The 14,147-nt window shown below is 69.2% G+C and carries 13 protein-coding genes; 5 read left to right on the forward strand and 8 right to left on the reverse strand.

The genetic code is table 11. The features are described from left to right. Position 1: 1 nt before the first annotated feature. From EAH73_RS12270 to eat, 4 genes are all read right to left on the reverse strand, one after another. The gene (locus EAH73_RS12270; RefSeq protein WP_161599526.1) at positions 2-1,603 is read right to left on the reverse strand and encodes a GrpB family protein; all 1,602 of its coding nucleotides are present in this window, start codon (positions 1,601-1,603) and stop codon (positions 2-4) included. Positions 1,604-1,722: 119 nt separating this feature from the next. After that, the gene (locus EAH73_RS12275) at positions 1,723-3,111 is read right to left on the reverse strand and encodes an ethanolamine ammonia-lyase subunit EutB (protein ID WP_140466910.1); all 1,389 of its coding nucleotides are present in this window, start codon (positions 3,109-3,111) and stop codon (positions 1,723-1,725) included. A 92-nt stretch (positions 3,112-3,203) separates the two neighbouring features. Further along, positions 3,204-3,758, reverse strand: a complete 555-nt coding sequence (locus tag EAH73_RS12280; RefSeq protein ID WP_140466912.1) for a hypothetical protein — start codon at positions 3,756-3,758, stop codon at positions 3,204-3,206. Positions 3,759-3,845: 87 nt separating this feature from the next. Continuing rightward, complete coding sequence (eat, locus tag EAH73_RS12285; protein ID WP_140466914.1) at positions 3,846-5,168, reverse strand: ethanolamine permease; 1,323 nt, start codon at positions 5,166-5,168, stop codon at positions 3,846-3,848. Positions 5,169-5,269: 101 nt separating this feature from the next. Between eat and EAH73_RS12290 the strand changes: the two genes are divergently transcribed. Continuing rightward, positions 5,270-5,875 (forward strand): DUF4202 domain-containing protein, encoded by a 606-nt coding sequence (locus EAH73_RS12290; RefSeq protein WP_140466916.1) that lies wholly within the window; start codon positions 5,270-5,272, stop codon positions 5,873-5,875. A gap of 81 nt (positions 5,876-5,956) precedes the next feature. Here EAH73_RS12290 and EAH73_RS12295 read toward each other — a convergent pair whose 3' ends face one another. From EAH73_RS12295 to rpe, 3 genes are all read right to left on the reverse strand, one after another. Next, positions 5,957-6,673, reverse strand: coding sequence for a bifunctional precorrin-2 dehydrogenase/sirohydrochlorin ferrochelatase (locus EAH73_RS12295; RefSeq protein ID WP_140466918.1), 717 nt, complete (start codon positions 6,671-6,673; stop codon positions 5,957-5,959). Positions 6,674-6,806: 133 nt separating this feature from the next. Further along, positions 6,807-9,368 carry a carboxypeptidase regulatory-like domain-containing protein gene (locus EAH73_RS12300; RefSeq protein WP_140466920.1) on the reverse strand — a complete coding sequence of 854 codons (2,562 nt, stop codon included), beginning with the start codon at positions 9,366-9,368 and terminating at the stop codon, positions 6,807-6,809. 142 nt (positions 9,369-9,510) lie between these two features. Beyond that, positions 9,511-10,206 carry a ribulose-phosphate 3-epimerase gene (gene rpe, locus EAH73_RS12305; RefSeq protein WP_140467033.1) on the reverse strand — a complete coding sequence of 232 codons (696 nt, stop codon included), beginning with the start codon at positions 10,204-10,206 and terminating at the stop codon, positions 9,511-9,513. 130 nt (positions 10,207-10,336) lie between these two features. Here rpe and EAH73_RS12310 point away from each other — a divergent pair, with 130 nt between their 5' ends. Continuing rightward, positions 10,337-10,693, forward strand: coding sequence for a CoA-binding protein (locus EAH73_RS12310; RefSeq protein WP_140466922.1), 357 nt, complete (start codon positions 10,337-10,339; stop codon positions 10,691-10,693). 148 nt (positions 10,694-10,841) lie between these two features. Here the strand turns inward: EAH73_RS12310 and EAH73_RS12315 are convergent, their stop codons facing one another. Continuing rightward, positions 10,842-11,471, reverse strand: a complete 630-nt coding sequence (locus EAH73_RS12315) for a hypothetical protein (RefSeq protein WP_140466924.1) — start codon at positions 11,469-11,471, stop codon at positions 10,842-10,844. A gap of 354 nt (positions 11,472-11,825) precedes the next feature. On the opposite strand from EAH73_RS12315, the gene EAH73_RS12320 reads away from it, so the two are divergent. The 3 genes from EAH73_RS12320 (at position 11,826) to EAH73_RS12330 (ending at position 14,122) form a co-directional block, all read left to right on the forward strand. After that, complete coding sequence (locus EAH73_RS12320) at positions 11,826-12,263, forward strand: hypothetical protein (RefSeq protein WP_140466926.1); 438 nt, start codon at positions 11,826-11,828, stop codon at positions 12,261-12,263. Positions 12,264-12,460: 197 nt separating this feature from the next. Further along, the gene (locus EAH73_RS12325; RefSeq protein ID WP_140466928.1) at positions 12,461-13,003 is read left to right on the forward strand and encodes an RNA polymerase sigma factor; all 543 of its coding nucleotides are present in this window, start codon (positions 12,461-12,463) and stop codon (positions 13,001-13,003) included. 24 nt (positions 13,004-13,027) lie between these two features. Further along, on the forward strand, positions 13,028-14,122 hold the full coding sequence (locus EAH73_RS12330) for a hypothetical protein (RefSeq protein ID WP_140466930.1): 1,095 nt from the start codon (positions 13,028-13,030) through the stop codon (positions 14,120-14,122). Positions 14,123-14,147 lie beyond the last annotated feature (25 nt).

Consider the following 14,147-nt stretch of genomic DNA (forward strand, 5'->3'; position numbering starts at 1 on the left):
CTTACTCGTTCGGGGCCGGGCCGTCCCGTGGTTCTTCCGGCGGCACCGGCCACTTGTGGTAAGTTAGCCAGGCCCGCATCATGCCCACGTACACCTTCAGGTAGTTTGCGCTCAGGAAGAAATTCGTCCAATCGAAGCGCTGCACCTGCACGCCCAGGTAAAAGAGCCACACGGCCGCGCCCGCCGCCGGCACCAGCTGCCGCTCGTCGGCCGAGAGGCTGCGCACGCGCCCGTACCCGGCCAGAAAGTGGGCGACCTTGTCCTCGTACTGCTGCTTGTCCGCCTCAATGTTGAAGAGCTGTAGGCAGAAGTAGGCCACGTCCAGCACGGCGGGGCCGTTGCCGCAGAAGTCGAAGTCAAACACGGTAATTTCGTTCTGCTCGGTGATGGCCATGTTGTCGTACCAGAAGTCGAGGTGCACCGCGCCGGTGGGCAGCGCTGCAGGGCCCGCCTGGGCAAATGCCTGCGCCAAGTGGCGGCTGGTTGTGCGCAGGTACTCCATTTCGGGCAGCTCCTCGGCAAAAAACGTGCGCGCCGAGGCGTAGGATTGCGTGAGCAATAGGTCCGGCGTGTAGGCAGGGCGGGCCAAGGGCTGCCCACTGGTCACCTGGTGCAGCTGGCCCAGCATTGCCCCAATGGCCGTGCAGGCGGCCGGGTTCAGGAAGCGCACCTTGCCGCCCGCCGCAAAGGAAAAGAGCACCAGGTAGCGGCGGCCTTCGGGGGCGGCTACTTCCTGAATCAATTCCTGTGCCCTGTCCGCCAGCGGGTAGGACACGCCCAGCCCCTTTGCCCGCAGTTGGAGCAGCAGGGCCAGCTCGGCCTCAATTTCGGGACGGGTGCGCCAGTTGTGGCTGTACACCCGCAGCACGTACTGGCGGTCGGCATCGGCCAGCAGGTACGTGTGGTTGATGCCCGTTTTGAGCAAGCGGCAGGTGCTGGACGCGCCAAGGGCGTAGCGCTCGGCCACCAGGTGGCCCAGGGCCTGGGCGTCCAGCGTGGAGGCCGAAACGGGGAAGGACGGGGGCGCAGCCGGCAGCCGGGCGAGGGCGAGCGTATCGGCAATGAAGCGCGCCTTGCCCAGCACGTAGGCCCCGCGGTCGTGCCGGAACTGCGCCGCCAGCCCCAACTTGAGGCGCTCGTACTGCCGGGCACGGGCGGGGTGCGCGTTCAGGTAATCCCGGAACGCGGGTTGCTCCCACATCGCGTTGCCCGCAGGGCAGACGTGCAGGTGGTAAATTTGCGCGCTGCCGCCCCCTACCCGGTAGCCTTTGCCAAACGACATGTAGGCGTCGATGTTCTCCCGCTGCGGCACCTTGAAATAGGCATAGCCCAGGGCCTCAAACTGCCGAATAAGCCCTTCGCTAAACAGGCGTTCTGGCGGGATGGCAATTAGCAGGTCGATGTAAGGCTTGGACTTGATTGCCGGAATGGCCGTGCTACCGAAGTGCTCAACGGTTAGCAGCGTTTCAGGACCAATGGCTGCCAGCAGGCGGTGCTTTTCCTGCGCAAACAAGTCTTTCCAAGCGGCGTCGTGCGCCACCAGCTCAACGGGGAAAAAAGTATTCCACTCTTCTTTGGTCAGGGACTTTAATTCTTTCGACACGGCACGAGCTATTTTTAAGGTGACCAGCACGCAATCAGGGAGTAAAGATTAGCACGGTCGTCTACTTTTTGAGCCAACCGTTTGGCCAAGACCAATCGCCGCTAGCCACCACCGGGGCCCTACCGCAGCGGCGCGGGCAGCTGCCCCAGCAGCGGGGCGGCGGCCGACGCGGGCCGCAGGGCCCCCTGGGCGTCGAAAATGCCCTGCTGCACCAGCCAGGCCTCGAACTCGGGCGCCGGGCGCAGGCCCAGCACGCGGCGCAGGTAGAGCGCGTCGTGGAAGGAGGTGGACTGGTAGCCGAGCATGATGTCGTCGGCCCCGGGCACGCCCATCACGAAGGTGCAGCCAGCCACGCCCAGCAGCGTGAGCAGCGTGTCGGTGTCGTCCTGGTCGGCCTCGGCGTGGTTGGTGTAGCACACGTCCACGCCCATGGGCAGGCCCAGCAGCTTGCCGCAAAAATGGTCTTCCAGCGCCGCGCGGATGATTTGCTTGCCGTCGTAGAGGTACTCGGGGCCGATGAAGCCGACCACCGAGTTCACCAGCAGCGGCCGGAAGCGGCGGGCCACGGCGTAGGCGCGGGCCTCGCAGGTTTGCTGGTCCATTCCGTGGTGGGCGTTGGCCGAAAGGGCGCTGCCCTGGCCGGTTTCGAAGTACATCACGTCCTGCCCCACCGTGCCGCGGTGCAGGCTCAGCGTGGCCTCCCAGGCTTCCTGCAACACGCCCAGGCCGACGCCGAAACTGGCGTTGGCCGCCTCAGTGCCGGCAATGGACTGGAACGTGAGGTCCACCGGAGCCCCCTGCTCGATGAGCTGCAGCGCGGTGGTGACGTGGCAGAGCACGCACGACTGGGTGGGGATTGCGTACTGTTCGCGCACGGCGTCCAGCATGTGCAGCAAGTTGCTCACCGCCTGGGTGTTATCGGTAGCCGGGTTGATGCCGATGACGGCGTCGCCGCTGCCGTAGCGCAGGCCGTCCACGAGGCTGGCGGCGATGCCGCGCAGGTCGTCGGTGGGATGGTTGGGCTGCAGGCGCGTGGCCAGGCGCCCGCGCAGGCCCAGCGTGTTGCGGAAGCGCGTGACGACCTCCACGCGCCGGGCCACGGCAATCAGCTCCTGGTTGCGCAGCAGCTTGCTCACGGCGGCCACCATCTCGGGCGTCAGGCCGGGGGCCAGCGCGGCCAGGGCCCCCGCGTCGGCGGCGTCCGACACCAGCCAGTCGCGCAGCTGCCCCACCGTGAGGTGGCCCACGGGCGCAAACGCCGCCGCATCGTGCGTGTCGATGATGAGCCGCGTCACCTCGTCCTGCTCGTAGGGCACCAGCGCCTCGTGCAGGAAATTGCGCAGCGGCACATCGGCCAGCGCGTACTGGGCGGCCACGCGCTCCTCGTAGGTGGCGGCGGCCACGCCGGCCAGCGCGTCGCCGGCGCGCAGCGGCGAGGCCCGCGCCAGCAGCGTTTTCAGGTTCTCAAAAACGTAGGTGTGCTGGCGGACGGTGTGGCGGTAGGGCATTTTTGGCTGATGGCTATTGCTATTAGGTGTTCAGAAATGCTGATGTAACCACTGGCTAGCACGGGCAAAAGGCATCGCAGCTGCGGCTGGCGCTAGCGCCGTTGGAGCAAGTACACCAGGGCCCCCTGGTTGCCGGTGGCGGTCATTTGCACCACTTCCCAGCCGTCGGCCGCAGCTTCGTCGAGCGCCCGGCCCAGCGTAGCGCGGGCCAAATCGGCCCGCTTTTCCAACATCCGAAAGCCCCGGTTGAACCGTGCAGCCTCCTCGCGCTGCTGCCTGGCTTCCTCGCGCTGCTGCGTGGCCGCGGTTTGCTGCCGGCGCTGGCCATCCGGGCCCGTCACAAACGTTCCTTCGGGCGTGGATTCAGTCGTGGTCGTCTCCGTGGTCACCACGCTGCTTTCCGCGGTCTGGGGGCCCAGCAGCGCCCCGGGCGAGAGGACGCGGGTCGAGTCCGTTTCCTGCACCGTTTCGCCGGTCTTGCCGCGGAACGCCGGGCTGTAAGCCAGCACCCGGCGGCCCGCCAGCCAGCCGGGGCCCTCGTAGAAGATTTGCATGTAAGTGGCCTGCGCCGCCCCGGGCGACGGCGCGGAGGAGCAGCCCGCCAGGGACGTGGTGGCCAGGGCCAGGAGGTAGCAGAAGCGGAACATGGGGCAGCGGCAAAGGTGGAACCGGAAGCCAAGTATAATTAAACCAACGGATAACACCAGGGCTGGGCGCCCGCCCCACGCCCCCGCCTACCGCAGCCGCCGGGCCCCGCCCAGCCCCACAAACGCCCCGGCCAGCGCCAGCCCCACCGCCGCAAACACGCCGCTCAGCCGCAGGTTGAAGTACACCAGGGCCCCCAGGCAGAGCAGCGCCAGGGCCAGGGCCAGCAGCGGCACCCCCGGGTAGCCGGGCACGGCGAAGGGGCGCGGCAGCTCCGGCGCGCGGCGGCGCAAGGCGAAGAGACTGAGCAGGCTCACCACGTACATCACCAGGGCCCCCAGCACGGCCAGCACGATGAGCTGGTCGGTGGTGCCGGTGAGCAGGGCCCCCACGCCCACCACGCCGCCCGCCGCCAGGGCCCAGTGCGGCGCCTGGCGGCCGTTGAGGCGGGCCAAAAAGCCGGGCAGGTAGCCGGCCCGCGCCAGGGCAAATACCTGCCGCGAGGAGCCGATGAGGGTGCCGTGGAACGAGGCCACTAGCCCAAACAGGCCGATGCTGGCAAAGAAGCTGGTCCAGCGGCTGCCGCGGCCCAGCACCAGCGCCAGTGCCTCGGGCAGCGGGTAGTCGAGGCCGGCCAGGCGGCGCCAGTCGCCCACGCCGCCGGTGAGCACCATCACGCCCAGGGCCAGCGCCACCAGCGTGCCCAGGCCGTAGCCGTAGCCCCGCGGGATGGCGCGGCGCGGGTCCTGCACCTCCTCGGCCACCAGGGCCACGCCCTCGATGGCCAGGTAAAACCAGATGGCGAACGGCAGCGCCGCCAGCACCCCGCCCGCCCGCAGCGGCACCGGGTGGGCCAGGAAATTGGCGGCCCGGAAGTGCGGGGCCACCAGCCCCAGGTACAGCAGCAGCTCGGCCACGGCCAGCCCCGTGGCCACCAGCGAGAACGTAGCCGACTCCTTGATGCCCAGCAAATTTACCAGCGTGAACACCACGTAGCAGGCCACCGCCGTGCCCAGCACCGGCAGCGCGGGCACCAGAAAATGCCCGTAGCTGCCCAGCGCAAAGGCAATGGCCGGCGGCGTGAACAAGAACTCGACCAGCGTGGCGTAGCCCGCCACCAGCCCGCCCAGGGGCCCAAACGCCGCCTGCGCGTACACAAACGGCCCGCCCGCGCTCGGCAAGGCCGTCGTGAGCTCCGTGAAGCTGAACACGAACGCCACGTAGAGCACCGTGACGAGGCCCGTGGCGATGAGGAAGCCCACCGGCCCGGCCACCGCCCAGCCGTAGTTCCAGCCGAAGTACTCGCCCGAGATGACCAGCCCCACGGCCAACGCCCAGAGGTGCAGCGGCGTGAGGGCTTTTTTGAGGCCGGGGGCCCCGGCGGCGGGCGGCGTAGCGGCGGGCGTCGGCATGCGGCGGGGCGAAGTTGAACCGGGAAGATAGGGCCTCGGCCCGCCGCCAACGCCCGCCGGGGCCCTATTTTGCACCCGCGCCCCCAGGGCCCCTACTTCGCATGAGCCCGCTCCCCCTCCCCGACCCCGCCCGCTTCGCCGCCACCCTCGCCGCCTTCGACGCGGCCAACGCCGAAGACCCGAACCAGGACACCGACGCCGACGGCCGCGCCTGGCCCAAGGAAGTGCTCTACGCCCAGCGAATGAGCGCCTGCCTGACCCGCGTGGCCCCCGATGCGCCAGAGGCCGTGCAGCTCGCCGCCCGCTGCCAGCACATTCGCCGCTGGGCCATTCCGCGGGCCGATTTTCCGATGAACCGCCCCGGCTACCACCGCTGGCGCAATACCCTCAAAAAGTACCACGCCGAGCTGGCCGGCCAGCTCCTGGCCCAAGTCGGCTACGACGCCGGCACCGTCGCCCGCGTGCAGCAGCTAGTACAAAAGGTGGGCCTCCAAGACGACCCCGACGTGCAGCTGCTCGAAGACGTGATTTGCCTGGTCTTTCTGGAGTACTATTTCCTGCCCTTCGCCGCCCAGCACCCGGAGGAAAAAATCATCGAAATCGTGCAGAAAACCTGGCCCAAAATGACGGCCCGCGGCCACGCCCTGGCCCTGCAGCTGCCCTTCTCGCCCGAGGCCCGGGCCCTGGTTGGCAAGGCGCTGGCGTGAGTCAACCAACCGGGTTGTCATCCCGAACGCAGGGAGGGACCTGACCTGAAGAAAGTGGAACAGCTTGCAGTACCTGCGCAATTAGCTGGCCGCCTGGTTTTCATCCGCCGGCTTGCTGGCCTGGGGGCCCCAGCGGGCCACGGCCAGGGCCCCGGCGGCCAGCGCCGCGCCCACGGCCAGCGCCCGCCAGCGCCGGGTGGCGGGGGCCACGTAGCCGGGGCCCCCGGCCAGGCCGGCCGTCACGGCATCGAGGGCCTTCACCTTGGCGGCAAAGTCGCCGGCCAGCTGCTTTCGGATGGTCGGCATCTTTTGCAGCACCGCGTCGAGCTCGTCGGGCAGGGCGGCTTCAAGCACGGCGCGCAGGCGCTTGGCCACCGTGGGCGACTGCCCGTTGGTGGACACGGCCACCTTCAGGGCCCCCTTCTGCACCACCGACGAGAGGTAGAAATCGCAGAGCGGCGGCGTGTCGGCCACGTTCACCAGCAGCCGGGCGGCGTGGGCGGCCGCCACAATGCGCCGGTGCAGGGCCGGGTCGTCGGTGGCGCAAAACACGAGGTCGGCGCTTTCTAAAAACGAATCGGCGTAGGGGCCCACGTGCAGCTGCACCGCCGGGTGGCGCGCCGCCAGGGCCCGCAGCGCCGGCAAGTACGTGAGGCTCACCACCGTGACGGCCGTGGCGGGGCTGCTGCGCAGGATGGCGGCGAGCTTTTCGAGGCCCACGTTGCCGCCGCCCACCAGCAGCACGCGCAGGTTTTCGAGCTTCAGAAAAACGGGGAAAAGCGGGTTCTGGACGGGCATGGGCAATTGGCAACGGGTGGTTTAGCGGCCGCGGGTACTGAACACGCCGGGCCGGGCCAAGGTTGGCGGCCGGGTGCGGCCGGGGCCCCCAGCAGCCGGCCGGGGCCCGCGCGGCCGCTGGGGGCCCCGGCCGCTAGAAGCGGGCGATGGCGCGCAGGTTCACCACGCGCTGCGAGAGGAAGTTGGGCACGGCATAGGTGCGGCCGTTCACGTCCTGCAGGTAGCTGTAGCCCGATACGTTGTTGGCGCCCAGCACGTTGAGCACCTCCAGGCCCAGCCACAGGCTTTGCAGCGCGTAGCGGTGCGGGGCCGGGCCGCTGCGCATGGAAACCACCTTCGAGAAGCCCAAATCGACGCGCAAGTAGTTGCGCTCCAGCACGCTGAGGCCGCGCAGGTCGGGCAGGTTGGGCGGGCTGAAGGGCAGGCCGGTGCCGAACACGGCGTTCACGTAGCCGCGCACCGAGGGGTTGTCGGGCAGGTGGTCCTGGAAGAAGATGCCCAGCGTCACGCGCTGGTCCTGGGGCCGGCGGATGTAGCCCTTGGCCTCGCGCGTGACGACGGCCGGCTGGGTGGCGGTGGCGGGCGTCGTCACCCGGTTCACCGAGTCGCCGTCCACGTTTTCGCGGGTGGTGAGCACGCCCAGGCTGAACCACGACTCGGCCCCGCGCACGAACTCGCCGCTCAGGCGGGCGTCGAAGCCGGCGGCGTAGGCGCGGGCGTTGTTCTTTGCGAAATAGCGCAGGCGCACGTTGTCCACGTCGTAGGGCACCACGTCGGTCAGGTACTTATAGTAGGCCTCGGTGGTGAGCTTGAACGGGCGGCCGCCCCAGGTGTAGGTTTCCTCGCGGCCCACGATGAGGTGGTACGAGCGCTGGGCGCGCAGCTCGGGGTTGAGCACGCCCTGCTGGTTGCGCAGCTCGCGGTAGAACGGCGGTTGGGCGTAGGCCCCCAGGCCCACCTTGTAGGTGCGGCGCGGGTGGCGGGCGCTGGTTTGGGCGTACTGCACGCGCGGGCTCCACACGAGCTGGCCGTTGGTGGTCCAGTAGTGGGCGCGCAGGCCGTAGGTGAGCGTGCGCAGGCTGTCGGGCCGCCAGGTGTCCTGCACGTAGCCCTGGGCGCGGGTGCTTTCCAGGCTCAAATCCGTGCGCAGGCGGGTGCGGCGGGCGTCGGGCACGTAGTCGGCCGAGTCGGCAAACGTGTACTCGTCGAGCGTGTCGCTGATTTTTTCGCGGCCGATTTTGGCCCCGGCGCGCACCGTGTGGTGCCGGCCGGGCGTCCAGCGGGTGCGGGCCTCGGCCGTGAACACCCGGGCCGTGAGCGAATTGCGCGCGTGCTGGTACTGGGCCCCGATGTCGCGCTGGCGGATGGCCTGGTTGAAATCGGGCGAGTTCGGGTCGCGGTTCACGTCGGCCAGCCGGTAGGCGGCCTCCACGTCGCGGTACTCAAACTCGCGCGACACCAGGGCCGAGCCCAGCAGCTCGCCCTGCCAGTTGGGGGCGAAGCGGTGCTTGAGGCTGAGGCCGCCCTGGTAGGTGTCGTACTGCATCCGCTCGCGTCCCTGGTAGTCGATGAACACGCGCGTGACCTGGTTGGGGTTGGTCGAGAACGTGGCCTGGCCGGTTTCGGGCGTGAAGCGGTAGTCGTTGTGGGCCACCACCCCCAGCAGGCCCAGGGTGGTGCGCTGCACGTCGCCCCGGGGCCCCAGCCCGATGTTCACGAAGGCCTGCCCGTCGAAAAACGTGGGGTTGTAACCGCCCTGCGACTGCCGCAACGACGACAGCACGTAGCGCGCGTTTTTGTAGCGCACGCCGGCCAGGTAGCTCACGCGGCCGTTTTTGGAGCGCGCCTCGGCGTGCACCGCGCCGCCCACCAGGCTGCCCGTGGCGGAAGCAGCAAACTGCTCGGGCTCCTTATAGGTCACGTCGAGCACCGACGAGAGCTTGTCGCCGTACTTGGGCTGCCAGCCGCCGGCGCTGAAATCGACGCTACGCACCAAGTCGGGGTTGATGAAGCTGAGCCCCTCCTGCTGCGCCGCCGTGACCAGGAACGGCCGGTACACCTCGAAGCCGTTGACGTACACCAGGTTCTCGTCGTAGTTGCCGCCGCGCACGTTGTAGGTGCTGCTCAGCTCATTATTACCCACCACGCCGGGCAGCGTCTTCAAAATCATGTTGAAGTCGCCGAACGCCGAGGGCAGCGTTTTCACGTCGCGCGGGTCGATTTGGGTGAGGCTGACTTCCTCGCGCGGGTCGGCCGCGTCGCGGCGGGCGCGCACCGTCACGTCGCCCAGCGCCTGCTCGTCGGGGCGCAGCACCAGGGCCAGCGGGCGGGCCGCGTCGGCGGGCAGCACCAGGGCCCGGCGCAGCGGCAGGTAGCCCAGGCGGCGCACCGTCAGCACGGCGGCCTCGCCCCTTCCGGTGGCCCGAATGGTGAGCGCAAAGGTGCCGTCGGCCACCGTGGCCGCCCCGCCGGCCTGGCCCAGCACGGCCACCGCCGCGCCCTCCAGGGGCTGGCCGGCGGCGTCGCGCACCGCGCCGCTGAGCACGAGCGTGCCCGGCGCCGGGGCCCCGGCGGGGGCCGTTTGGGCGCGGGCGGCCGGGGCCCCCGGGCCCAGCAGCGCGGCGGCCAGCGCCAGGCCGGCCAGCAGCGGCCGGCCGCCGCGGTTCACAAACACGAGCAAGTACGGGTGCGGCAAGGGCGGGCGGGTAACGGTGGACGGGTTGGAGGGGGCGGGGCGCAAATGGTGGGCAGCGGCCAGTTATTGGGCCCCGGCAGCCGAACCAGGATAATTCCTGCCGGGGCTTCGCAAACTGCTATTCAGCGGCGGCTGGTTTCTCTTATTGCTCGTCCTGCTCGCCGGGGGCGTCGAGCTGGGCGCGCAGGGCGGCCAGGGTGGCCACGGGGCCCCCGGGCGACGAAAACACGAAGTTGCCGGCCACCAGCACGTCGGCGCCGGCCTGCACCAGGGCCCCGGCGTTGCCGGCGTTCACGCCGCCGTCCACCTCAATCAGGGCGTCGGAACCGGTGTCGAGCAGCAGCTCCTTGAGGGCGGCAATTTTTTGCAGCGTGTGCGGGATGAACGCCTGGCCCCCAAAGCCGGGGTTGACGGACATCACCAGCACCACGTCGAGGTCGGCGGCGATGTCGGCCAGCACCGATACGGGCGTGGCCGGGTTCAGGGCCACGCCGGCGCGGCAGCCCAACTGCTTGATTTGCTGCACCACGCGGTGCAGGTGCGGGCAGGCCTCGTGGTGCACGGTGAGGCCGGCGGCCCCGGCGTCGCGGAACGCGGCCAGGTAGTCTTGCGGGTCCTCGATCATCAGGTGCACGTCGATGGGCTGCTTGGCGTAGCGGGCCACGGCCTGCAGCACGGGCAGGCCGAAGGAGATGTTGGGCACGAAGCGGCCGTCCATCACGTCGAAGTGCAGCCAGTCGGCGGCGCTGGTGGCCAGGCGCTCGGTTTCGGCTTGCAGGTTGGCCAAATCGGCGGCCAGGAACGAAGGGGCCAGCAAAGGGGCCCGGCGCGGGTGCATCATGCGGGCAAAGGTAACGTGCCCGGCCCGGGCCAAACCCAACCGCCCGGGGCCGGTTTTCCGTACGATAGCCGGCGGCGGGCCCCCGGGGCCCCGGCCGCTGCTTTTTCTTCCCCGCATTTCCATTCGCATGAAAACCCTCGTTTTAGGAGCCACCGACAACCCCGACCGCTACGCCTACCGCGCCGTGCACGCCCTCAAAACCCACGGCCACGAGGTGGTGCCCGTCGGCATCCGCAAGGGCGCCATTGCCGGCCTGCCCATCCACACCGACCGCCCCCAGGAAACCGGCGTCGACACCGTGACGCTGTACGTGGGGCCCCAGAACCAGCCCGGCTGGTACGATTACATTCTGGGCCTCAAGCCCCGCCGCATCCTCTTCAACCCCGGCACCGAAAACCCCGAGCTGGAAGAGTTGGCCCAAAAGCAAGGCATTCAAACCGAAGAAGCCTGCACGCTGGTGCTGCTCTCCATTGGGCAGTACTAGGGGCGGGGCGCGTTAAAAACTGCACCGCATAAAAATGCCCCGGCCATCCCGCCGGGGCATTTTTATGCGCGGGCGCCCCACGCTACGCGGGTGCCTGCGGGGCCGGTTGCTGCGGGGCGCAGCGGGGAAAGTCCGCCCTCAAGCCCGTTTACTCAGGCAAAGTGTGCGTTTTAATCTTGAAGTGGCCATTCGTGACCACCATGTGGTTCCCCATGAACTGACCATCTACACGCCGCCACAGGGCCCCATTAAAAGTACCTTCCACTACCCCATTTGCGACGCTCAGGATTTTCACCTTGAGGGGAAAGCCGTAACTCGTCCCCCCATTGAAGGTCGTCAGATGGGCCATGTCCCCCAATTGTCTCACCTCAACCTCAATCTGTTCACAGAGCACAGGGTTCGGATGCGGCCACACGGCGGGCATGGCGCGCTGGAAAACATTTGTGTTAACAAAGGTGATGCTGAGCTGAATATCTCCTTTCGGATTTTGCCGACTCAGGAAGCCGTAGTCCATTTTGTTGGCTTCGTTGAAATGAAACAGGCTTGACTGGCCGGTATTTCCATCGGCAGCGCAATAGAGTGGGTAGCCGTCAAAATCGCCGGAGATGTATTCCTCGGCGGGCGGGCTTGATTGCACCGTGATCAGGAAGCCGGTGGAGGGGTCTTCGGCGGGCCGAAAGGCCGGCGCGGGCGGCACGGGCTGCACCTCGTCGGCCTCCCGGCGGCAGGACGTGAAGAGTGCCAGCAGCAGGAGCGGATAGGCGAGAGTTTTCAGCACGGGACGAACAGGTAATGAGTGAGTTTGCTCACACAAGTATAAATAGTAATACTCAAATTATACGGGTTAAGCAAAAAGCCCTGCCAACCGACCTGGGCAGCAAGGCTTTTCATGTTTTGCGAGGGCCATGTGCCTAGCGAAACTGGCCACCGGGCGGAAGGCGTTTTCCACTGGGTGGGCCGCATAGGGCCCCCGGTGCCTGCCATGGGCTTTTTACCGCTGCCCCCGCCCCCCCAGCGGGCCGCCGCAACCCCGACCATAACAAAAGCCCCCCCACCGGCCGTATGACTACCGGCCGCGGCCCGCGGCTACCGGGCCTTGCCCGCACCACTTCATCCCATATTATCTATTATCATGAAAAAGTCCCTCGCTTTCGCCGCCTTATTCTTTGCCGCCGCCACCGCCCAGGCCCAAACCACGCCGGGCGCCCTGACCCCGGGCGCCACGGGGGCCCCCACGTCGGGCACCACCACAGCCCCCGTGGTGGGCACCGTCCCCAACGCCCCCGCTACGCCCGGCGCCGTGCTCGGCAGCACGCCCACCACGGGCCTTGGCACGGCGGGCACCTCCACCACGGGCTTGTCGACCAACGGCGGCGCCACGGGCATGCCCACGGGCGGCACCACCGTGGGCAGCCAGGGCGCCCGCAGCGGCACGCGCCGCGGCACCACCCAGGTGGGCAGCCCCACCTCCAGGGGTGCCACCCTCCCGGGCGGCTCTACGACGACCGCTACGCCGGCTACGACGACCGCGCCGGGCACGGCCACCACGCCGGGCGGCATCCCGCGCTAGCCCGCCCCGGGGCCCCGCACCCGTTTGTTCCGCAGCCCCGGCAATTTTGCCGGGGCTGTTTTTTTGTGCCTACTTGGCCCGCCAAGGCGCCGGGTGCGGGCCCAAAATAATTTTCCGGCCCGGGCAACCCCGGGCGGCTTTTCCGCATCTACCGCGCCCAAACCCCTTTGCCACTGCCCTTCTCTACCCTTTCTGCCGTGACCGAAGCCGACCTGATTGCCGCCTGCCAGCGGGGCGAGCCCCGCGCCCAGCGCCTGCTCTACGAGCGCCTGGCGGGCCTTATGCTGACGGTGTGCCGCCGCTACCTCAAGCGCCGCGAAGACGCCGAAGAAGCCCTGCTGCTGGGTTTTGCCCAGATGTTCCGGGCCCTGCCCACCTACCGCGGCGAGGGCAGCTTCGAGGGCTGGGTGCGCCGCATCATGGTGAACCGGGCCCTGATGGAGCTGCGCCGCAAAGAGCCGCTCACGCTCTCGTTCGACGACTTCGCGCAGCCCGAAAACCTGGCCACGGCCCCCGCCACCGCCGATACCCAGCTGCAGGCCGACGACCTGCTGGCCCTGCTGGCCGAGCTGCCCCCCGGCTACCGCACCGTGTTCAACCTCTACGCCCTGGAGGGCTACGGCCACCAGGAAATTGCCGAACTCCTGGGCATTAGCGAGGGCACCAGCAAGTCGCAGCTCAGCAAGGCCCGGGCCCTGCTGCAGCGGCGCGTGGGCCAAGCCGCCGCCGTGGCCTACTAATTCCGCTTTTTAACGCTCCGCTATATGCTTCCCGAAAATATCGACGATTTATTCCGCGACGGCCTTGACGGGCACGCCACCCCGCCCGACCCGGCGCTGTGGGCCCGCCTGGCCGAGGCCACCGATGCCGCCGGGGCCCCGCCCGCCGCCGAGGACGCCCGCCTCGACGAGCTGTTCCGCGCCGGGCTGGCCGCCCACGCCACCCCGCCCGGCCGCCACCTCTGGGAGCGGCTGGAGGACGAGCACCTGCGCCCGCCGCGCCGGCGGCGCGCGGCCGCCTGGTGGCCCCAGGCCCTGGCCGCAGCGTTGGCGCTGCTGCTGGTGGCCGGCGGCGCCGGGCTGCTGTGGCGCTACGCCGCCGGCTCGCGCCCCGGCCCCGAAGTGGCGGCCCGCGCCGGGGCCCCCGGCCTGCGCAGCGCGGCCACTGCCCAATCCGCAGCCGGGCCCCTGCGCCCCAATAAAACTGGCGAAACCACCCGGCAGAACGCCGTAGCCCCCGCCGCTGCTGGGGGCCCCAAAGATGCCCTGGCTACCGCGGCCGCACCGGCTACCGCCGCGCCGCAGGTTGCGCAGGCCGCTACCAGCCAAGCGCCCCCCCGCACAGCACGGGCCGCGAAAACGGCGTCGTTGGCCGCTGCTGAAAATATTTTTTCGCGCCGGGCAACCCGGTCCGTGGTGCCGGCATCTAGCGGTTCATCGGCCACCAAACGGGCGGCGGTTTCCACTTCAGTAGCGGCCCAACCGGGGCCGGCGCGGTCCGGGGCCCCGGACCCGCTGGCCCCGGCGCCGCGCGGCGCGAAGCTCCCGGACGCGGGGGCCCTGGCCGTGGCCCCTGCCCCCGTAGCCGCGCCGGCCAGCGCAGTGGCGGTGATTGAAGTGGAAGTGCGCCGCGGCAGCGCCGCCCCGGCCCCCGTGGCCGCGGTAGCCGCGGCCGATGCCTTCTCCGACGACGACGACCGGCCCGTTGGCCGCCGCGTGCTGGGGGGCCTGCTGCGCCAGGCCCGCCACGTAGTGCGGGGCGAGCGGGTGAGCCTGGCCGAAGCCACCGGCCTGCCCGAAAACCTTACCCTCCAAGCCAACCTGGGGAGCCGCACGCTCACCCACACCATTCGATTCTAACCCCGCCTTTGCCTTCCCCTACGCC

Source organism: Hymenobacter nivis (assembly GCF_006439025.1).
GTDB lineage: Bacteria > Bacteroidota > Bacteroidia > Cytophagales > Hymenobacteraceae > Hymenobacter > Hymenobacter nivis_A.